The organism is Sphingobacterium sp. LZ7M1, from assembly GCF_024296865.1.
Taxonomy (GTDB): domain Bacteria; phylum Bacteroidota; class Bacteroidia; order Sphingobacteriales; family Sphingobacteriaceae; genus Sphingobacterium.
The window spans coordinates 2,410,166-2,429,567 of the sequence record NZ_CP101134.1 but is presented as its reverse complement, the minus strand read 5'-3'; the positions used below and the strand labels follow the sequence as shown (position 1 = coordinate 2,429,567).

The 19,402-nt window shown below is 38.6% G+C and carries 18 protein-coding genes; 10 read left to right on the top strand and 8 right to left on the bottom strand.

Annotated elements, in window-relative coordinates:
* Positions 1–40: 40 nt before the first annotated feature.
* Complete coding sequence (locus NMK93_RS10515; RefSeq protein WP_254527200.1) at positions 41–1,057, bottom strand: acyl-CoA reductase; 1,017 nt, start codon at positions 1,055–1,057, stop codon at positions 41–43.
* 160 nt (positions 1,058–1,217) lie between these two features.
* Between NMK93_RS10515 and NMK93_RS10510 the strand changes: the two genes are divergently transcribed.
* Both NMK93_RS10510 and NMK93_RS10505 read left to right on the top strand, forming a co-directional pair.
* On the top strand, positions 1,218–1,568 hold the full coding sequence (locus NMK93_RS10510) for a 4Fe-4S dicluster domain-containing protein (protein WP_093096554.1): 351 nt from the start codon (positions 1,218–1,220) through the stop codon (positions 1,566–1,568).
* A gap of 308 nt (positions 1,569–1,876) precedes the next feature.
* Positions 1,877–3,373 carry a dicarboxylate/amino acid:cation symporter gene (locus tag NMK93_RS10505; RefSeq protein ID WP_254527198.1) on the top strand — a complete coding sequence of 499 codons (1,497 nt, stop codon included), beginning with the start codon at positions 1,877–1,879 and terminating at the stop codon, positions 3,371–3,373.
* A gap of 73 nt (positions 3,374–3,446) precedes the next feature.
* On the opposite strand, the gene NMK93_RS10500 is transcribed toward NMK93_RS10505, so the two are convergent.
* Genes NMK93_RS10500 through NMK93_RS10485 form a run of 4 tightly spaced genes read right to left on the bottom strand, consistent with a single transcriptional unit; the run spans position 3,447 to position 6,940 of the window.
* Entirely contained in the window at positions 3,447–4,256 is an 810-nt protein-coding gene (locus NMK93_RS10500; protein ID WP_254527196.1) for a phosphate ABC transporter ATP-binding protein, read from the bottom strand.
* Positions 4,211–5,065, bottom strand: coding sequence for a PstA family ABC transporter permease (locus NMK93_RS10495; protein WP_185216345.1), 855 nt, complete (start codon positions 5,063–5,065; stop codon positions 4,211–4,213). Before NMK93_RS10495 ends, NMK93_RS10500 begins: the two co-directional genes overlap by 46 nt.
* Positions 5,062–5,952 carry a phosphate ABC transporter permease subunit PstC gene (pstC, locus tag NMK93_RS10490; RefSeq protein ID WP_254527194.1) on the bottom strand — a complete coding sequence of 297 codons (891 nt, stop codon included), beginning with the start codon at positions 5,950–5,952 and terminating at the stop codon, positions 5,062–5,064. Before pstC ends, NMK93_RS10495 begins: the two co-directional genes overlap by 4 nt.
* Positions 5,927–6,940, bottom strand: coding sequence for a PstS family phosphate ABC transporter substrate-binding protein (locus NMK93_RS10485; RefSeq protein WP_254527192.1), 1,014 nt, complete (start codon positions 6,938–6,940; stop codon positions 5,927–5,929). Before NMK93_RS10485 ends, pstC begins: the two co-directional genes overlap by 26 nt.
* 146 nt (positions 6,941–7,086) lie before the next feature.
* Here NMK93_RS10485 and NMK93_RS10480 point away from each other — a divergent pair, with 146 nt between their 5' ends.
* Genes NMK93_RS10480 through NMK93_RS10455 form a run of 6 tightly spaced genes read left to right on the top strand, consistent with a single transcriptional unit; the run spans position 7,087 to position 13,406 of the window.
* Complete coding sequence (locus tag NMK93_RS10480; protein ID WP_254527190.1) at positions 7,087–9,192, top strand: HEPN domain-containing protein; 2,106 nt, start codon at positions 7,087–7,089, stop codon at positions 9,190–9,192.
* 13 nt (positions 9,193–9,205) lie between these two features.
* Entirely contained in the window at positions 9,206–9,973 is a 768-nt protein-coding gene (gene cobA / locus NMK93_RS10475; RefSeq protein WP_254527188.1) for a uroporphyrinogen-III C-methyltransferase, read from the top strand.
* Positions 9,973–10,566, top strand: a complete 594-nt coding sequence (locus NMK93_RS10470) for a bifunctional precorrin-2 dehydrogenase/sirohydrochlorin ferrochelatase (RefSeq protein WP_254527186.1) — start codon at positions 9,973–9,975, stop codon at positions 10,564–10,566. The genes cobA and NMK93_RS10470 overlap by 1 nt, the downstream gene beginning before the upstream one ends.
* Positions 10,544–11,248: a phosphoadenylyl-sulfate reductase gene (locus NMK93_RS10465; RefSeq protein WP_254527184.1), complete on the top strand. Its 705-nt coding sequence runs from the start codon at positions 10,544–10,546 to the stop codon at positions 11,246–11,248. The genes NMK93_RS10470 and NMK93_RS10465 overlap by 23 nt, the downstream gene beginning before the upstream one ends.
* 12 nt (positions 11,249–11,260) lie before the next feature.
* Positions 11,261–12,151 (top strand): sulfate adenylyltransferase subunit CysD, encoded by an 891-nt coding sequence (gene cysD, locus NMK93_RS10460; protein ID WP_185212151.1) that lies wholly within the window; start codon positions 11,261–11,263, stop codon positions 12,149–12,151.
* Between the two features lie 19 nt (positions 12,152–12,170).
* Entirely contained in the window at positions 12,171–13,406 is a 1,236-nt protein-coding gene (locus NMK93_RS10455; RefSeq protein WP_254527182.1) for a sulfate adenylyltransferase subunit 1, read from the top strand.
* A gap of 411 nt (positions 13,407–13,817) precedes the next feature.
* On the opposite strand, the gene NMK93_RS10450 is transcribed toward NMK93_RS10455, so the two are convergent.
* Together NMK93_RS10450 and NMK93_RS10445 are read right to left on the bottom strand one after the other, a co-directional pair.
* On the bottom strand, positions 13,818–14,585 hold the full coding sequence (locus tag NMK93_RS10450; RefSeq protein ID WP_254527175.1) for a methyltransferase domain-containing protein: 768 nt from the start codon (positions 14,583–14,585) through the stop codon (positions 13,818–13,820).
* 9 nt (positions 14,586–14,594) lie between these two features.
* A complete protein-coding gene (locus tag NMK93_RS10445; RefSeq protein WP_254527168.1) occupies positions 14,595–15,230 on the bottom strand; it encodes a LysE family translocator in 636 nt (211 codons plus the stop codon).
* Between the two features lie 135 nt (positions 15,231–15,365).
* Here NMK93_RS10445 and NMK93_RS10440 point away from each other — a divergent pair, with 135 nt between their 5' ends.
* Positions 15,366–16,079, top strand: a complete 714-nt coding sequence (locus NMK93_RS10440; protein ID WP_185216334.1) for a DUF2711 family protein — start codon at positions 15,366–15,368, stop codon at positions 16,077–16,079.
* A gap of 80 nt (positions 16,080–16,159) precedes the next feature.
* The gene (locus NMK93_RS10435; protein WP_254527166.1) at positions 16,160–17,695 is read left to right on the top strand and encodes a SulP family inorganic anion transporter; all 1,536 of its coding nucleotides are present in this window, start codon (positions 16,160–16,162) and stop codon (positions 17,693–17,695) included.
* 68 nt (positions 17,696–17,763) lie between these two features.
* Here the strand turns inward: NMK93_RS10435 and NMK93_RS10430 are convergent, their stop codons facing one another.
* Positions 17,764–19,368, bottom strand: a complete 1,605-nt coding sequence (locus NMK93_RS10430; protein ID WP_254527164.1) for a M60 family metallopeptidase — start codon at positions 19,366–19,368, stop codon at positions 17,764–17,766.
* Positions 19,369–19,402: the final 34 nt, after the last annotated feature.

Below are 19,402 nucleotides of genomic sequence, written 5' to 3'. Positions count from 1 at the left end.
TTTTACGAATTCACACTCATATAACGACAATAAAAGCTAATTATTGGTTTGCCAATAAAAAGTCTAATGTATTTACATTGTCTGCATAATCATCCAATGCCGGGTATTGGCTTGCACCAAATGGGAATACAGGAACGTCAGCTACCTGGAGATCCATATCGCTAGTTACACATTGAATGTCCTTTTTGTGGGCTAGGATGTATTTTTCTACTTCTTCCTTAGCCTTATAGTATTCAAAATGAACGACTGCAAGGGGAGAGGCTAGGCTTTCATCTTCCTTTAACAATAGAAAACCATTGTCAAAATGTTTGTTCTTGTTGATCAAATAGATTGACTTATTGAAATCGTAATTGTTGTTGTATTTTGAATGGTCTTTTATGGAATGAAAAGATTCTAGGTTGTCCATAAGCTTTGCAATGTCATAACCTTCTGGGATGAATATTTTTGAAACAGACCTGCATCCCAAACCGAAATAATCAAAGATGTCATGTCCTAGGGCCTGTAGTTGTTCTTTAGTCTCATTTCCAGAAAGCACAGAAAGTGAGTTTCTGTTTTTCCGGATAATATTCGGTTTTTTACCGAAATAATATTCAAAATAACGCGCTGAATTATTGCTTCCTGTAGCAATGACAAGATCAAAATTCTCTAGCTTATCCAGTAATTGGATCTTCTTGGCAAATTGAGGTTCAATTTCAATTAATTGATCCAGTATAAATTTTGTTAAGCCGGCATCATCTGATGAAACTTTGATTTTGGCCGTAAACCCAGCCAATAGCACACACATGATATCGTGAAATCCGACTAAGGGAAGATTTCCTGCCAATACCAAGCCTACAGATTTATCAATATCCTGATTAGGAACATCCTTAAGCCATTTCTCCAATTGATCATGGGTCAGATTTTGCGCAATGGCGTGGATCTGTTGCAGAATATTTGATTTGGTATACCAAGCATTTTTATGAACTGCTGAATCAATGATGGGAGAGTTCTTCAACTCATCAGATTGAAGGAATTGTCCGAGTTTTACGAAGGCGTTTATTCTTTGTGCTCTTGTCAAAATCTTACTATTTATAATTAATCTGTGTTTTTTTTGCCGTATATTTGCCATATCAAAGTAAATAACTACTAATTTTGTATACTTTTATTTTTGAGTATATAGCTTTAGTATTACCTTTGAAAGTGCAAAATTAGTTTATTATTTTATTGTAAGGACATAAATGGCAATTAAAATTACTGACGAATGTATAAATTGTGGGGCATGTGAACCAGAATGCCCAAATAATGCAATCTATGATGCTGGTGTAAGTTGGAAGTTTTCAGATGGTACAGCATTGGATGGTGTGATTGATTTTGGTGATGGAGTAACTCTTGACGCGAACGAATCACAGGATGCTATTTCCAATGAAGTTTATTACATCGTTTCAGATAAATGTACGGAGTGTGTGGGATTCCATGATGAACCTCAGTGTGCTGCTGTATGTCCAGTTGATTGTTGTGTTGAGGATGAAGACGTCCGTGAAACTGAAGAAGAACTATTAGCGAAGAAAGCTTGGCTTCACGCTGAATAATCTTAAAGATATTCTATAGATAAACCACCTTGAAAGAGGTGGTTTTTTTATTTTTCAAGATCCCTGAAATGGAAAATCAGTTGGTTTCTAAGTTCTATTAATCCTTTGTACCTCTTATTTTACAATCTTCCCCGATATTTTTAACCTTAACCCAACTCTCTGATTCAATATTTTACGATTGAAAAAGCCGAAACTCAGCACATTTTAGGAAATACTATAACGCAAAAGATTTGGTTTGCAGAGCTATTTTTTTATTTTTGTTCGTCTAAAAAGTAAAAAAAAGAAATAAATAACCTTATTAAATCTACATGTCAAAAAAAACTACAGGATATGTTCTACTTGCGACCATTGCGATAGCATCTATCCTGACCCTCCTTTATGAATTTAATCTTGCGCCAATTCCTGCATCCTTGATGATGGTTGTCCGTTGGGTTACTGCCATTGTTTTGGTATGGAACGCAATTGTACGGAAAGGATTGACAACATGGATCCTAACCTGTATGGTATTGGGTATTTTTGTTGGGCTTGATTTTCCAGATGTAGCTAAGGCATTGCAGCCCTTAAGCCAAGGGTTTATCAAGTTAGTGAAAACCATTGTGGGGCCAATTTTATTCTCCACCTTGGTATTTGGTATTGCTGGCCACTCAGATCTTAAGCAAGTTGGTCGTATGGCTTGGAAATCCATGTTGTATTTCTTCTGTGCTACTACCTGTGCTATATTTATTGGTCTAGGTGCTATTAACTTAACCCGTGCTGGAGTAGGGATCGATATCGAGCACATGCCGCACGAAGAATTACCGCAGACATCCGCAGTGTCAGATGCAGATAAGATCGCACTTGAACATATTGATGAAAGCGCACATTGGATCTATAAATTCACCTCATTCTTTAGGGATACATTTCCTGAAAATATTGTAAAATCAGTATACGAGAATAAAGTTTTGCAGATCGTTGTATTTGCCGTGATCTTTGGTATCGGTCTGGCCATGGTGGATGAGAAGAAGCGAAAGCCCTTTGTGGACTTCGCAGAATCACTCTCCGAAGCCATGTTCAAATTTACCAATCTGGTGATGCTCTTTGCGCCAATTGGTGTTGGGGCAGCAATGGCCTATACCGTTGGGCATTTGGGGATCGATATCCTCAAAAACCTGTTCATGTTATTGGCAACACTGTACCTAGCATTGATTTTCTTCCTTGCCGGGGTGTTATTGCCGGTAGCGCTTTATCTGAAAATTCCGGTAAAGCAATTTATCAATGCCATTAAAGAACCAGTTTCTATTGCATTTGCAACTACAAGTTCTGATGCAGCTCTTCCAAAAGCGATGAGTGCAATGGAGAAGTTTGGTGTGCCAAGGAAAATCGTTTCGTTTGTAATTCCTACTGGCTATAGCTTTAACTTGGATGGTACTTCACTTTACCTTTCATTAGCTTCCATCTTCGTAGCTCAAGCTGCTGGTATCCACTTGTCCTTTGGTCAACAATTGATGATCGCCTTTACTTTGATGATCACTTCAAAAGGAGTGGCAGCAGTTCCTAGGGCATCCTTGATTATTTTGATCGCAACTGCTGATCAATTTGGACTACCTGTATTTGTTATTGCAGCGATTCTAGGTATAGATGAATTGATGGATATGGCTAGGACATCTGTGAATGTCATTGGAAACTGTTTAGCTACGGTTGTAGTCGCCAAGTGGGAGGGGGAATTTGATGAAACCGCCCCATTTAGGCAGGATTCTGATGAAGACGGCATTGAAGAGATCGCCGAAGTCATTGAAGAAGGTCCTGAAGGGGAAACCAGGTCTTAGACCACAAAAATATTTAAATAAATAAGGGAGCTTTTCATACGAATTGCTCCCTTTTTCTATCTATTAATTGTGATTATGAAATAAATCCTTTGACATACTGTTTCGTAATTTCATGCTTAGGTTCCAAGAGAATCTGCTCTGAGGGTCCAAATTCAATAACCTCACCATTGTATAAGAATAATATATAATCTGATACCCTTCTGGCTTGGCGTAGGATATGTGTGACCAAAACAATGGTATAATCTTGTTTTAATTGGACCAATAAGTTCTCAATGACCTGAGTTGAAATTGGATCCAAAGCAGAAGTAGACTCATCTCCCAATATGATTTCTGGCTCTACAGCAAGGCCCCTTGCTAAACAGAGCCGTTGTTGTTGTCCGATCGATAATTTACTTGCGGAACCATCTAACCGATCCTTAACCTCTTCCCATAAACCTACATTGCGCAATTGTCTTTCAACTATAGCCTTTAAAGACTTTTTATCTTTATTCCCATGAATTTTAGGGCCATAGGCAATGTTGTCGAATATAGACATCGGCAGAGGAAATGGTTTTTGGGACAGTAAGCCCATCTTTTTCCGGATATGGGTCACCTCAGCATCCGGACCATAAATATCTTCACCATTGACAAGTACCGATCCCGTGACCTTGACTTCAGTGGAATCATCCAATAGCCTATTAAGCGTCTTGAGCAAGGTAGTTTTGCCACATCCTGAGGGACCAATGATAGAGGTTATGCAGTTATTTGGAATCTCGAGATTGATGTCCTTTAAAATATGTTGGTCTTCAACAAAAACATTCAACCCCTTAATCTCAATATGTGGATTTACCTGATGGATTATGCCCTGTGTTTTTTCTGTCTCGATGCTAGGTATTGCGTACATATAACAATAAGTAAGATGATTATAGTTAAAATTAATGCGGAAGCATAGGCTCTACCCTGAACTTCAGGAATAGGGCTGCTCAACTGAAAGAAAATCGCCAATGGAAGGGTTGCAGTAGGTTCATCCAGATAAATCGGAATATTGTCGCTGAACCCAGTTGTCAATAATACGCCTGCAACATCTCCAATTGCCCTTCCGAATGCAAGTAAAATCGCGGTGAACAGGCCTGGTTTAATATAGGTTATCATGACTTTAGCTGATTCCCAGCGAGTTGCTCCTAAAGAAGTTGTAATATGGCCTAAATCCGTTGGAATGGTCTGAATTAGCTCATCTAAGGTCCTGACAACGATTGGGATAGTTAATAGGGTAATCGTGATCACACCACCGATCAACGATGCTCGGACACCTAGCCACACCATGATGCTGAAAGCTATTGCTCCATATACTATAGATGGCACTCCAAATAAAACATCAAATACTAATTTGGAAAATCGACTGATCCTTGATCCTTTCTTAGAATAGATGTTTAAATAAATACAGATAGGTATCCCAATGATAGTGGCTAAGAACGTAGATAAACCTGCAAGGTAAAGCGATCCAAGTATCGCATTGAGGATTCCACCGCCTTTACCTACATAAAATCCTCCTTCAGGAGTCTTGGTGATCATATCTAAGCTCAAATATGGCAATCCTTTGTAAAGGATCGTCCCTATGATAAAGAATAAGGAGCCTGTGATGATGATTCCAGAACCTTGCATAAGGAGTTTGGCAAACTTTTCTTTCCTCAGCCTTCTATTGATGTTGCTCATATATTTTTTGCCTCCATTTTCTTTAATATCCCTCTTGAAATCAGGTTAAATCCTAAAATGATAATAAACAATAGCAATGCTGCGAACATCAATGCGGAATCATATAGAGGAATGGACATCATTTCCCCAAAGTTATTGGCAATTAGAGCGGGTAATGGATATCCCGCATCAAATATGGATTGAGGGATCTTTGGAATATTTCCACAGACCATAAGCACGGCAATGGTTTCCCCAAATGCCCTGGAAACAGCTAGAACTATTGCAGCCATTATTCCGGGCCTTGCTTTCTTTAATATCACTTGCTGAATGGTTTCAAGTTTAGTGGCCCCTAAGGATAAGGAAACTGATCTCAGCTCCATAGGAATGGTCTGCAAGACCTCGACCATAATGCTCACCATGATTGGAAAAATCATGACGGCCAATACAATACCTCCAGAAAAGACAGAGTAACCGGTACTGCTGATTCCGAAAATAGGAGCGATGTACCCTCCAATTAATGGAACTACGAATAGAACTCCCCATACACCATAAAGTACAGGTGGGATAGCTGCTAATATGTTTACTAATGGCAGTACAAAATTCCGCAATCTGCTTCCAGCATACTCGACCAAGTAAACGGATGCAGCCAAACATAAGGGTACAGCAATGATTAATGCGATTAATGTAACCCATACAGTCCCCATGATAAACGGTAAAAAACCGAAGTTTCCTTTCATAGGCGACCAAATGCTACTGCTCAGGATAGTCCACAAGGATTCTGTGGCAATTAATGGTTCTGCCTTAATACTTAACCCAATGAGGATTGCCAATATCACCAAGAGGCATATTCCCAATAAAATCCCAGAGAGGTTTTTGATTATTTTATCTTTTATCAGTCTGTAATTCACTTGCAAGCAATTTTTCGTTCTCTTTCTTATTCAATTCCTTATTGATCGGCACAAATCCATTGTCCAGTAAATATGCCTGTTGTTTGTCGGTCATTACAAAACGGACAAACTCTTCCAGTAACTTTGATTGATGTTCCTTATTGAGGACAAACATAAGTTCCCTTGAAGGTGGTGATGGGTATTTTCCGGTTGCCACTGCATTTGTGAGGCTATCCAGTTCTGTGTAGAAGTTTTCCTGAGCATCAATCTTATGGTTTGAATTAATATCAAGTGGCAGGGCTATAATATTTGCTGTTGTTCTTTTTGTTTCTAAATCAAAAACATAGTTGATGTTATTAAAACCAATAGCAAGCGGATTGTCTTTGATGGCTTGAGCCAATCCTGGATCACCAAATATTCCGATTCCTTTTAATTCCTCTTGAGTTGCTCCAAGATACTTCGCCCAGGTTTCTGCTGCTCCAGCAGCATCTGAACGTATATATACTTCAATATTCTTGTTTACAAAGCTTGGATCTAAATCACTCCACTTTTTGATTTTGCCTGTTACAAAGATTCCTTTTAGTTCATCTTGACTCAATCCTCTTGTTAGGAGAGCGGCGATATTAGGATGTTTGCTATTTAAGGTTCCTATAACGGCATCGTTTGCTACAATAACTGGTAAAGCACCTTTTTCTATTTCTATCGGGTGTAGGTCTCGGGATACCAATCCGATATCTACCATATTAGAAAGCACATCAGATATCCCTTTTCCAGCTCCTCCCGCTGAAATATTGAATCTTACATGCGGGTGTAATTTCTTGAAATCTTCACTCCATAAAACAGCAATTGGGTAGAGCGCAAAGGCCCCAGAAATTGATATTGTGCCTACAAATCCCTTGTCCTTATCATAACCTTGATCAACTTTCGGTGCACAAGAAAATGTTACAATCTGGATTAAGGAGCTAAATATCAGTAGTTTAATTGTTTTTATTTGCTGTTTTTTATACATCCTTTGAAATTAATTACACAAATATATAGTAATTTGGTAGACTTTGTATAGTTCTTTTATAATTATTTTATACATTTGTCGAATAAACGTTATCAATAACCTAACTAAAGAGGTGAAATATTACCTTTTTAATAATTGAAGATAGAATGCAGAGCTTTAGGACAGAATTAGAGAATCCTGTAGTAGCACAGGAAATCATAGAATTAGAGAAAAAGATTAGAGCTTATCGGAAAGGTGATCTACCAGAAGAAAAGTTCAGATCCTTGCGTTTAGCTAGGGGAGTGTATGGGCAGAGGCAGCCTGGCGTTCAAATGGTGAGGATAAAACTCCCATTTGGAAAAGTTACTTTTCAGCAGATATTAAAAATTGCGGATATCTCTGATGAGTACGCAAGCAAAAACCTTCACTTAACTACCAGACAAGATATTCAAATCCATTTCGTAAGCCTTGACAAGACCCCAGAACTTTGGTCTAAGCTTGCCGAGGACGATATGACCTTAAGGGAAGCCTGTGGGAACACCGTTAGAAATGTAACGGCTTCAGCAACTGCCGGTATTGATCCGGAGGAACCATTCGACGTATCTCCTTATGCTCATCAAACTTTTAAATATTTTGTCCGTAATCCTATCTGTGCTGAAATGGGAAGGAAATTCAAGATTTCATTTTCAGCTTCTGATAAGGATAGCGCATTTTCCTATATCCACGATTTCGGTTTTATTCCTAAAATCAGAATAGTTGATGGTAAAGAACAAAGAGGTTTTAAGGTCATGTTAGGTGGTGGATTAGGTGCCCAGCCAATTCTAGCGCATGAAGTCTATGATTTCCTTCCTGAGGATGAAATCCTTCCTTATGCTGAAGCTACAATTCGGGTTTTTGACCGTTATGGAGAGCGGAATAACCGAAATAAAGCAAGATTTAAGTTCTTGGTACAAAAACTTGGTCTTGAAACGGTCTTGGATCTGATAGAAGAAGAGAAGATCGCGGTAAAACATAAGCGTGTTCCCTTTGACATCGATGCAATCCCTCAACCTGAGCCTCCATCTAATAAAGTTGAAGAAGAAATAGCAGATGACCTGCTTGGTTTTGAGCTTTGGAAAGCTACAAATAGCTTTGAACAAAAGCAAAAAGGCTATTATGGCGTTTATGCAAATATCCAAACAGGAGATATTTCCACGGAAAAAGCACGGATACTGATCGCTGGAATCAGAGATCATGTCGCTGACGATATTCGTATCACCCAAGACCAGAATCTTTTGTTTAAATACGTGCGTCCTGAGTCATTGGCAAGTATTTATAATGTACTCTTAAAATTAGGTTTTGCAAAACCGGGTTATAATAGCACAGCTGATATTACCACTTGTCCAGGAACGGACACCTGTAATCTAGGTATATCGAATTCTACTGAAATGGCAAGGGTACTGGAGAATTACATCCATGAATTCCACCAGGATTTTATACAGGAAAAAGAATTAAAGATTAAGATCTCTGGTTGCATGAATTCTTGTGGCCAACATGGTCTTGCTCATATTGGCTTCCACGGTAGTTCGGTAAAAGTCAATGGCAATGTGGTCCCTGCAGCTCAAGTCATGATTGGAGGCGGAACCCTTGGCGACGGAAAAGGTAGGGTGGCAGATCGAGTGATCAAAGTTCCTACTAAAAGAGTCCTTCAGGTGGTTGATGTTATATTAGCTGATTTTAAGTCGAATAAGGATAGCGAGCAAAACTTCATTTCTTATTACGAACAGCAAGGGAAAGATCATTTCTATAGATTATTGAAACCCTTGGCAGAGCTTGGAAACCTCAGTGCTGATGAGCATATCGATTGGGGCCATGAAGAAAGTTTTGAAACTGCCATTGGTGTCGGCGAATGTGCTGGAGTGGTAATTGATCTCGTGGCCACCTTATTATTAGAGGCCGAAGAAAAACTGGAGCTAGCAGAACTTGCCTTGGAACAAAAGCAATTTGCTGATGCAATCTATCATTCATACAGCTCATTCGTATGGACAGCTAAAGCCTTATTGTTAGATAAAGGCATAAATGCTTCGACACAAACCGCAGTTATTCAAGAGTTTGATGACAACTATGTAAATGAAGACTATTTCCAGTTTCCAGCTTCATTTTCAGATAGAGTTTTACAGATCAACAAATACGAGCCTTCTGAGGAATTTGCAAGAACCTATTTGCTGCAAGCCAAGGCCTTTTGCTTTGAGGCAAAAGAACGTAGAGAAGAATGGCGTGTAGTAAACCAATAAGAGAGGAGAGAACATGAAGGAAATTAAACCATTTGTAACATTAGTAGGCGCTGGTCCAGGTGACCCAGACCTAATTACCTTAAAAGGCATTAAAGCAATCCAACAAGCCGACGTAATTCTTTATGATGCCTTAGTAAATGAGGAATTACTAGAACTTGCAACAGCTGATTGTACAAAAATATACGTTGGGAAACGAGCTGAACAGCTATCTACCTCACAAGATCAGATCAATCAACTTTTGGTTGATTACGCTTTGACCCATGGTCATGTTGTTAGGCTCAAAGGAGGAGACCCATTTGTCTTCGGACGTGGTGGTGAAGAAATTGATTTTGTAAGAAAATTCAATATTCCTACCGCAGTAGTGCCTGGGCTTTCTTCTTCGATCAGTCTTACTGGATTGCAACAGATCCCATTGACATACCGAGGGATTTCTGAATCTTTTTGGGTCATTACTGGAGCAACGAAAGCGGGTTTCCTTTCTGAAGATTTATATACTGCAGTCAATACAAATGCTACAGTCGTAGTTTTGATGGGTTATGCTAAACTTCATCAAATCATTGAATTATATAAAGAAAATGGAAAGGCTGATCTACCAATCGCTTTGATCCAAAATGGGTCTCTTCCTAATGAAAAGATTGTGTTGGGTAGGGTTGATAATATCCTTGACCAAGCTGAAGCATCAGCCATTGGAGTACCTGCCATCATAGTACTTGGAGAAGTCGTTGCTAAACATCTGGAATTTGAAAAGGTTAAGGAACAATTACAATTTATAGAAGGATAATGAACGAGCTTTTTCCAATATATGTCAAGTTAGATCAGGTAGAAACCTTGTTGGTTGGTGCTGGTCCCGTTGGATTGGAAAAGATACAGGCTATTATTTCCAATTCACCAAATGCCAAGGTTACCGTGGTGGCAGAGGAAATTTGTCATGATTTCTATGAATTTGTATTGGGTAAAGAAAATATAGTGCTGCATAAGCGTTCGTTTTCAGCCGTCGATCTTTATTCCAAACAGGTGGTAGTTCTGGCGACCAATAATCCCAAATTAAACAGCTATGTAAGGGAGCTTTGCTCTGATCATCATATCCTTTTGAATGTGGCAGACAAACCATCCCTATGTGATTTCTATCTGGGTTCGGTGGTTCAAAAAGGAAATTTGAAAATCGGGATTTCAACAAATGGGAAATCTCCAACGATTGCCAAAAGACTGAAAGAGTTCTTGAATGACCTTTTACCAGAAGAAATTGATGAAACACTCAATCTCATGGCAGATCTTAGAAACCAGCTTTCCGGTGACCTTAAGGAGAAAATAACAGTGCTGAATGCACATACGGAGCAATTAATTAAACAAAATGAATATGATCGAGCAAATTAAAGCAGACTTAATTGGAGCAGATGCACGGTCTATCATCCAATATATTGAGGAGAAATATGCCGAAAAAGCTGTCTTTTCTACCTCATTTGGAATAGAGGATCAAGTGTTGACCCACATTTTGGCTCAAGAAAAATCAAGGACGTCTATTTTCACCTTAGATACTGGACGTCTTTTTCCGGAAACCTATTATGTGTGGAATCGGACATTAGACCTCTATAAGTTAAAAATCAAAGCCTATTATCCAGAAACAAAGGCCGTAGAAGAACTTTTGGAACAGAAGGGGCCATCTAGTTTTTATAATTCCGTGGAGGATCGAAAGGAATGTTGCTATATCAGAAAAATTGAGCCTCTAAAGCGAGCAATTGCTGGTTATCAGGTCTGGATTACTGGAATCAGAGCTGAACAATCTCAAAATAGAGACCAAATGGAATTTGTGGAATGGGATGATGTCAATCAGATCATTAAAATCCATCCCTTATACAACTGGACTTTGGCCGACGTAGAAAAATACTTAAAAGACAATTTCGTTCCTTATAACCCACTACATGATAAAGGATTTATCAGTATAGGTTGCCAACCTTGTACGAGAGCTGTACAAGAAGGAGAGGACTTCCGCGCCGGCAGATGGTGGTGGGAAGATAAATCAAAGAAGGAGTGTGGATTACATGTAACACTTAAATAATTAGTTTATACAATGGATTACTTAGATCATTTAGAGGCAGAAGCCATTTACATATTGAGAGAAGTAGCTGGACAGTTCGAAAATCCTGCACTTTTATTCTCCGGAGGAAAAGATTCGATTACATTAGTTCACCTAGCTAAGAAGGCGTTTCGACCAGGTAAATTTCCATTTCCATTAGTTCATATCGATACTGGCCACAATTTCCCCGAAACCATTGAGTTTCGTGATTGGCTAGTAGATCAAATTGGAGAAAAACTAATTGTGGGTTATGTGCAGGAAAGCATAGATGCTGGTAAGGTCGTTGAACAGAAAGGCAAAAATGCCAGTAGAAATGCCCTGCAAACGGTTACTTTACTCGATACGATCGAAAAAAATGGTTTTGATGCCTGTATTGGTGGAGCCCGCCGTGATGAAGAGAAAGCTAGGGCCAAGGAAAGGATATTTTCGGTAAGGGACGATTTTGGACAATGGGATCCTAAGAGACAGAGACCAGAGCTTTGGAATATTTTCAATGGTAAAATCCAAAAAGGCGAAAATGTCCGCGTTTTCCCTATCTCCAATTGGACTGAACTCGATGTTTGGAATTATATAAAAAGAGAAAAGATCGCCTTGCCATCCATATATTTCTCCCACAAAAGGGACGTGGTTTTTAGAAATGGTCAATGGATGGCAGCTGATCCTGTCCTTCAGATTGATGACAACGATCTTGTAGAACATAAATCAGTGCGTTTCAGAACAGTAGGAGATATGACATGTACTGCCGCTGTAGATTCGATTGCTACTGAATTAGATGATATCATCAACGAAATTAAAGCATCCACAGTTAGCGAGCGTGGCGCCAGAATGGATGATAAGGTCTCGGAAGCTGCAATGGAAGATCGCAAAAAGCAAGGCTATTTTTAATTTAAGGGAGGAAAAGAACATGAACATTTTGAAATTTTTAACGGCCGGATCTGTAGATGACGGAAAGAGCACACTGATTGGCCGATTATTATATGATACTAATTCTATTTTAGATGATCAATTGGAAGCCATACAAAAAGCAAACCGCAAGAATGATGATGGAACCATTGATTTAGCAATCCTGACAGATGGTCTCAAAGCAGAAAGGGAGCAAGGTATCACCATAGATGTCGCCTATAAATACTTCCAAACGGAAAATAGAAAATTTATCATAGCTGATGCACCGGGACATATACAATATACCAGGAACATGGTTACCGGAGCTTCAAATTCTGACCTGATCATTATCCTCGTTGATGCCAGAAAAGGCGTAATTGAGCAGACTAAGCGTCATTCATTTATTGCTAAAATATTGGGAATCAAAAAGGTATTGGTTTGTGTCAATAAAATGGATATGGTAGATTATGAATTGGCAGTTTTTGAGAATATCAAAACAGAATATCTTAACCTAGCCAATAAATTGGGCTTAGAAGATGTTGATTTTATTCCTGTATCTGCTCTTAAAGGTGATAATATAGTACAAAAGTCCCAAAGAATGCCTTGGTATCATGGCGCACCAATACTCACATATTTGGAAGAAGTTGAATTTGAGGAACTTGCAAACCAAGGTTGGCGTTTTCCAGTTCAATGGGTAGTTCGCCCGCAAAGTACTGATTTACACGATTATAGAGGTTATGCCGGTAGGGTGTTGGGAGAGGGCTTGAAAGTAGGGGAAGAGGTCCTGGTTTTACCAAGTGGCTCCAAATCTAAGGTAAAATCTATAGAATTTGATAGTCAGGAATTGCCTGAAGCACACAATGGATCATCTGTCATCATCCATTTAGAAGATGAAATTGATATTTCTAGAGGAGATTTCATTGTCAGTGCCAACCATCCAGCAAAAACTGACAAATCTTTTGAAGCTAATATCTCTTGGTTTGAAAACAAAGAACTTGACTTGGGGCAGATTTACTTGTTGCAGACTCATTCTAAAGTCAGCAAAATAAAAATTCCAGAAATCCTTTATAAATACGACGTCCATACTCAAGAACAATTATATGAGCAAGCGATTGGTCTTAATGATATTGGTCGAGTATTAATAAAATCTGCAGATGAAATTGTTTATGATCAACAAAAGGATTTCCCTGAAAATTCTAGAGCAATCATCATTGACCCAAGAACAAATATTACAGTAGCCGCTGCAATAATTCAATAAGAAAACTATACAGAATCCTATAGGAGCTAATAAATTTAGAAACTATAGGATTTTAGTATTTAACACAAATATACAAGAGAAGGGTATATTCAATAATTACTATTTAACATAATATAAATTATTTGACTTATTCGTATTGTGAGATAATAAGGCAAATCCTTTAACTATCGATCCTCTTAACAAAATTTAAAGTCTAAGTAATAACCAAACTATCCGCAACAGTTACTCACTTAAAAACCAAATCTAAATTTGGTATCTGAATGATTCCTTTGACTTAGATTCTAAAATGCTTTGAATAAATTCCTTTAAATAATAAAATGGCTATAAATAAATTGGGATCGGATCCTAGATGAAATTCTGAAACACTTATTGCTTATGGAATATTTTATAGGATTATATAATTCTCAAGCCTTAGCCTTTTCTACCATAAATCAACAGCCGTTTAAATGCATAAATTGCTGGAAAACTTTTATAGGCATCCACTATCCTTTTTTTAAATTCCTGGATGAATCCTTCCTTATTCTCTTCATCCAAAATCTCTAAATAAGGCACCATTGCCGAACCTGAGATGAAATCATACAGATCATCCACATTTTCAGCAATCTGAGGATATACCTTTTGATAGATTTCAATATCCTTTATTCCATTGTCAAACAGGATCTGTGTATACTCATCCATGGATAGAACTGGGGAATTTCGCGTGAAATGACCTAATTGAGAGGCAAAGGGTTCCTCCTGTACCAATTTTAAAAGGATCTGATTTAATTTATTATCATTCTGAACGGGCATCTGAATGGCTAATTGACCTCCCGCCTTTAATTTGGAAATAACTTTAGGAAAAAGAACGGTATGCTTATCCAACCATTGTAAGGCTGCATTGCTGAAAATTAAATCCCAATGCTTGTTGTCAGCTATTGCATCCTCGATGTTTTCCAGTTTGAACTTAAGCCGATCATTTTCGTAAGGCTTCGACTTTTCAAGCATTTCTGCTGAATTGTCTACGCCCAAGATTTTAGCTTCCTTAAAGCGGTTTGCAAGCGTTGCAGTCTGTTCTCCAGTACCACAGCCTAAATCAATACATTCCATTGGCCCTAAATCTTCTACCAAATTTAGCAGGTCATAAAATGGCTTATAGCGAATATCTTTATATCGGTTGTATACTTCTGGATCCCAAGGCATAGTTGTAAATTATTTTAGTTTAGAAAATGCTACCTTAATTCCCATCAAAATAAATACCATACCTGAAAATTTATCCATAAATCCCTTGATTTTATTGTTGCCCTTGATCTTGCTTGAAAAAAGGTTCATGGAAAGCGCCAATATGCAATAATACAGCAATCCTAAGGCCGCATAGGTAAAACCTAATACGATAAAGGGAATTGAAGAACCTACAGCGTCTTTCTGGACAAACTGAGGGAAAAAGGAAAGAAAAAACAAAGCCACTTTAGGATTCAAAACGTTGGTAATCAATCCAGATTTAAAGTTTTTCCAGCCACTTTCTGACTCAGTCGTGATCTCTTCCAGGTTAAAGGCCTTTTCCTTAGAAAGAATGGATTTGATCCCTAAATAGATTAAATAGGCTGCTCCTAAATATTTTATGATGGAAAAAGCTATTGCTGACTGGGCAATCAACACCGAAAGACCCAAAGCTGCAAACATGGTATGCACTAATATGCCTGCATTGACCCCGATCGCAGAATATATACCTGCAGACCTCCCCTGACTAATGGATTTATTCAGCACAAAAATGGTATCCATTCCCGGTGTGATAATAAAAACTATGGTCGCAAGCAAAAAGAGCTCAAAATTTAAGATGCCAAACATGTTTCGGAATTTGTTTTCCCAAATCTAAAAATTTAAGTGAGGAAATCAATTGAAAAATTAACCTGACTTCCAAAATGTTTTTGATAAATTAGAAAGGAAGAAATGCCTGGTTTTAACCCGCTTAAATAAAGACCCTTGAGAGAGTTACCAAAAATGGATAGGAATACCATTGGCCCTTTTGCTGATGTCTCACTGTTAGATTTCTACAGCGGTGTCTTCAACTGTGTATTTGTTTCCTTAAATCCTTTCCTACAACTGCTGGACTCTTCCACTTTGAAACTTTCTAATTTCTGGGAAATAGACGATAGAACTTCAATTGATATTAAACAAAGGATCCTTCTCCATACTAAACCCATCCGATGGGAAGAGATATTAATGATTTCAGGATTTCAGGGGATTAACCAAATAGATATCGCATTGAGGACTTCTATCGGTGGATTGGTCAAGCTGAAACAAGATTGGGTCCTTGAGGAAATATTAGATAACGCTATGGAGAATAACCAAATCCTAGCACCAACTGAAGGCCGCATTCCTGAAAACCAAATCAACTCTATTCTAAAAGCGATTAAAAAACAGGGATATGAATGGATATGTTTAGGCGCTGAATTTGGTGATGCCATGGAATTGGTCTGGATTGATGACCTGATCCAGGATCAAATAGATTATGCTACACACCAAAATCTATATACTTATGATCGCAAGATATTGATCAGCTGCCATTGGGATAGCTTCCAAATCTATATCTGTTCTAATCCAGCGACCGTGAAAAGTATCGTGAAGGATGCTTTATTGGAAGGTTTTTACGCCAATGAGAAAACAGAAGTTTATTGGAGTGTAAAAGCTGATTGATCTTAACTTGTTCAAAATATAAATATTGGCAGCATTTTTTCAACAATATTCCTCAAATTTGCCATTCTATTGAATGATACATGAAGCTTCAAGCCATCAATCTTATTTCCAAGGAAAAGATCAATTTAAAGAATGAAATTCTCGCTGGATTAACGGTTTCTATGACCATGATCCCAGAGTCGCTTTCATTCGCCATACTGGCGGGACTTAGCCCACTCACTGGTCTATATGCAGCATTCTTGATGGGTATTGTAACTGCTTTTTTAGGAGGTAGACCTGGAATGGTATCCGGTGGCGCCGGTGCTACAATTGTTGTCCTGATTGCATTGGCATCCTCACATGGGGTCGAATACCTATTTGCTGCTGTGGCCCTTGCTGGCCTTATGCAGATCCTAGTTGGCGCTTTTAAATTAGGGAAATTTGTTCGTCTGATTCCACAGCCTGTTATGTACGGATTCTTAAATGGTCTGGCCATTATTATCTTTATGGCCCAATTAAAACAGTTTAAAACGTTCAACAATGGCATAGAAACCTGGATGACAGGCTCTCCCCTCTTAATAATGGCTGGTTTGACTTTGCTGACCGTATTGATCGTGTTGATCTTTCCAAAAATTACCAAAGCTGTTCCGGCATCCTTGGTTGCTATCATCGTCACCTTTGCCCTGGTTTACTTCTTTGATATCCATACGAAGAAAGTTATTGATATAGCATCGGTGAGTGGTGCTTTTCCCTCTTTCCACATACCCAATGTCCCTTTTTCCATCGAAACCTTGAAAATCATCTTTCCTTATGCTTCGGTTATGGCTGCAGTTGGATTGATTGAATCCTTGTTGACCTTAAATATGGTTGATGAAATCACAAATACTAAGGGGAGTTCAAATCAGGAAGCCGTAGCGCAAGGTACTGCGAATATGGTCAACGGATTTTTTGCAGGTATGGGAGGTTGTGCCATGGTGGCTCAGACCTTGGTGAATATCAATGCTGGTGCGCGGACCAAGATTTCAGCCATTGTTGGTGCATTGGGGATCTTGTTTGTGATCTTGGTGGGTGGAAAGGTAATTGAACAGATTCCTATGGCTGCTTTGGTCGGGGTCATGATGATGGTGGCAATTTCTACTTTTCAATGGGGCTTTTTACGACTCTTGACCAAAATGCCAAAATCTGATGTGCTGGTTGGTATCCTGGTCGCAGCCATTACGGTCATCTTGCATAACCTGGCTTTAGCGGTATTTGTAGGTGTAATCATATCAGCATTGGTGTTTTCTTGGGATAATGCCAAAAGGATTCGCGCCAGGAAATCCATAGCAGAAAATGGCGAAAAGGTATATGAAATATACGGACCTCTGTTCTTTGGTTCCACAAGTAATTTCATGGATAAATTTGATATGATTGAGGATCCCGAACATATCATCATAGATTTTCAAGAATCGAGGGTAGTTGATATGTCCGCCATAGAAACCTTGAAAAAGCTGATCCAAAAATATCAGGATTTAAATAAGAAAGTTACCTTAAGACATCTCAGTCCAGATTGTGTCCGATTATTGGATAACGCCAAAGGATTTATAGAAGTCGATATCGAAGAAGATCCAACTTATAAGGTTATGCCTAAAGGTTAATCAGTAACCATAAAAAAACTAATTGGGTTTAACTGAATAAACCCAATTCGTCTATTTATAGTCAGTGATTAAATCTTATCTGTCAGGCTGCTGATATCTATCGTTGGTTTTCCCAGATTCATGGCTTTGATCGCATCCTTGCATTCATCTACCATTTGTTGGGTCATTTTGTATTCATAATTTCCATAATCATCATATTTCATTTCCCCTACATAAAAGAAACCATATTGATCAAAGAAATCAGTTAAATCTGTCCTTGATACCTCGCAGGCAGTCTTGATGAAATTCAATTGATGAACTGCTGGGTTTCGTTCCACAACAACAGGCTCCCTGCCCCATCGTTCCCGGATTTTTTGCCTAGAAGGACTATTGTTCTTATTTTGTTTTCTCAAAGTCTCAAATAAGTCTGGATAGAAATCTGGGTTCTTCCCCTCCCCTTCAAAGTATAATTGCAATTGCCAAAATGGAACTAACCTGTTGAACACATCAGGGTCTTGCAGATAGGAAATCTTTTTGTCAATGATCGATTCTTTAGCTGACTGGAAATTGTTTTGGGCCAAGATTCTTGATTTGTTTCCAAATGACCTCATGACATAAAGCGAATAAATATTATTACTCACCTCTCCTAACCCTCCCCAGCTCAGCATTGGCGAAGTTTGGTGTACATGTCCAACTTCATGGCTAAATCCCCAACAAGGGTCACCATTGATGACTGAACTTGGATCTAAGACCATCTTCATGGCATAACCCTGCTTGTCTCCCATATAGGCTACTCCATCTCCATCACGGAACATATAGTAGTTATAGTTTACTCTTGCTAATATCTTATTGTCGGGAACCCTATCGTATTTGATCAAGCCCATTAAACGATGTTGTCTATATACGAGGGAATCGTAATTGCTGATCAACTCCTTCCCTTTTCCGTATGCATATTTCTTTAGATCCTCTACGGGATATGCCGTTTGTATATGCTTGCCCTTTGCATCCATGATCGGATAGACAGCATGATCCAAAAATGCATTCCAATCTTGGTCAGAATGCTTCTGTATATCAAAATAACCATTTACCTGTCCAGATAGAAAATGTATTTTGATCGGTTTTTCGTCCTTGGGCTGATCAGAGAAGTAATTGACATAAGCCAAACTGCCAAACTCCTTTAATTCAATGATATTGACCCCATTCTTTAATTTGAATTCCTTCTTCTCGATTCCCCAACCCTTCGGGTCTTTGGTCGGCTCTTCTGGGTTAGGCGCTTTACGCATCCAATTTGGAATAACGAGCTTGATATCTTGATCATCTTCAATGCCATCAGCAATAAGGATGTGTTTGCCAATAGGTAGATAAACGCCGGTTACATTTTCATATTTGCTATATCCATCGCCAATACTCAGTTCTTGACCCAATGTTTTCGGTGATAATAGTGCAGGATAGCTGGCATATTTATAAGGGTCTACATTTTTGCCAGACAATAATCCTTGTGCTAAGGCACGGATATCCTCATTTGCAATAGTCGCTATCTGTTTCTTGTTTACTCCCTTTTTAAGTTGGGTAGCTAGCCCGTCTTGGAAGACCGTTAAATCAGCATATACTTGATGCAGATCTTGGGCACTCTGGGCACAACTAAGGTTACTGATTAATATGGCTGCTGAAAGTGTAATTAGTGTTTTTTTCATAATAAAGAATTGATCCAGTACTGACTAAAATACA

Coding starts and splice junctions, on each gene's coding strand:
- cobA (WP_254527188.1), top strand. CDS start 9,206: ATGAAGGAAATTAAACCATTTGTAACATTAGTAGGCGCTGGTCCAGGT.
- NMK93_RS10445 (WP_254527168.1), bottom strand. CDS start 15,230: ATGTTTGGCATCTTAAATTTTGAGCTCTTTTTGCTTGCGACCATAGTT.
- cysD (WP_185212151.1), top strand. CDS start 11,261: ATGGATTACTTAGATCATTTAGAGGCAGAAGCCATTTACATATTGAGA.
- NMK93_RS10510 (WP_093096554.1), top strand. CDS start 1,218: ATGGCAATTAAAATTACTGACGAATGTATAAATTGTGGGGCATGTGAA.
- NMK93_RS10455 (WP_254527182.1), top strand. CDS start 12,171: ATGAACATTTTGAAATTTTTAACGGCCGGATCTGTAGATGACGGAAAG.
- NMK93_RS10495 (WP_185216345.1), bottom strand. CDS start 5,065: ATGAGCAACATCAATAGAAGGCTGAGGAAAGAAAAGTTTGCCAAACTC.
- NMK93_RS10505 (WP_254527198.1), top strand. CDS start 1,877: ATGTCAAAAAAAACTACAGGATATGTTCTACTTGCGACCATTGCGATA.
- NMK93_RS10435 (WP_254527166.1), top strand. CDS start 16,160: ATGAAGCTTCAAGCCATCAATCTTATTTCCAAGGAAAAGATCAATTTA.
- NMK93_RS10500 (WP_254527196.1), bottom strand. CDS start 4,256: ATGTACGCAATACCTAGCATCGAGACAGAAAAAACACAGGGCATAATC.
- NMK93_RS10430 (WP_254527164.1), bottom strand. CDS start 19,368: ATGAAAAAAACACTAATTACACTTTCAGCAGCCATATTAATCAGTAAC.
- NMK93_RS10470 (WP_254527186.1), top strand. CDS start 9,973: ATGAACGAGCTTTTTCCAATATATGTCAAGTTAGATCAGGTAGAAACC.
- NMK93_RS10485 (WP_254527192.1), bottom strand. CDS start 6,940: ATGTATAAAAAACAGCAAATAAAAACAATTAAACTACTGATATTTAGC.
- NMK93_RS10465 (WP_254527184.1), top strand. CDS start 10,544: ATGAATATGATCGAGCAAATTAAAGCAGACTTAATTGGAGCAGATGCA.
- NMK93_RS10480 (WP_254527190.1), top strand. CDS start 7,087: ATGCAGAGCTTTAGGACAGAATTAGAGAATCCTGTAGTAGCACAGGAA.
- NMK93_RS10450 (WP_254527175.1), bottom strand. CDS start 14,585: ATGCCTTGGGATCCAGAAGTATACAACCGATATAAAGATATTCGCTAT.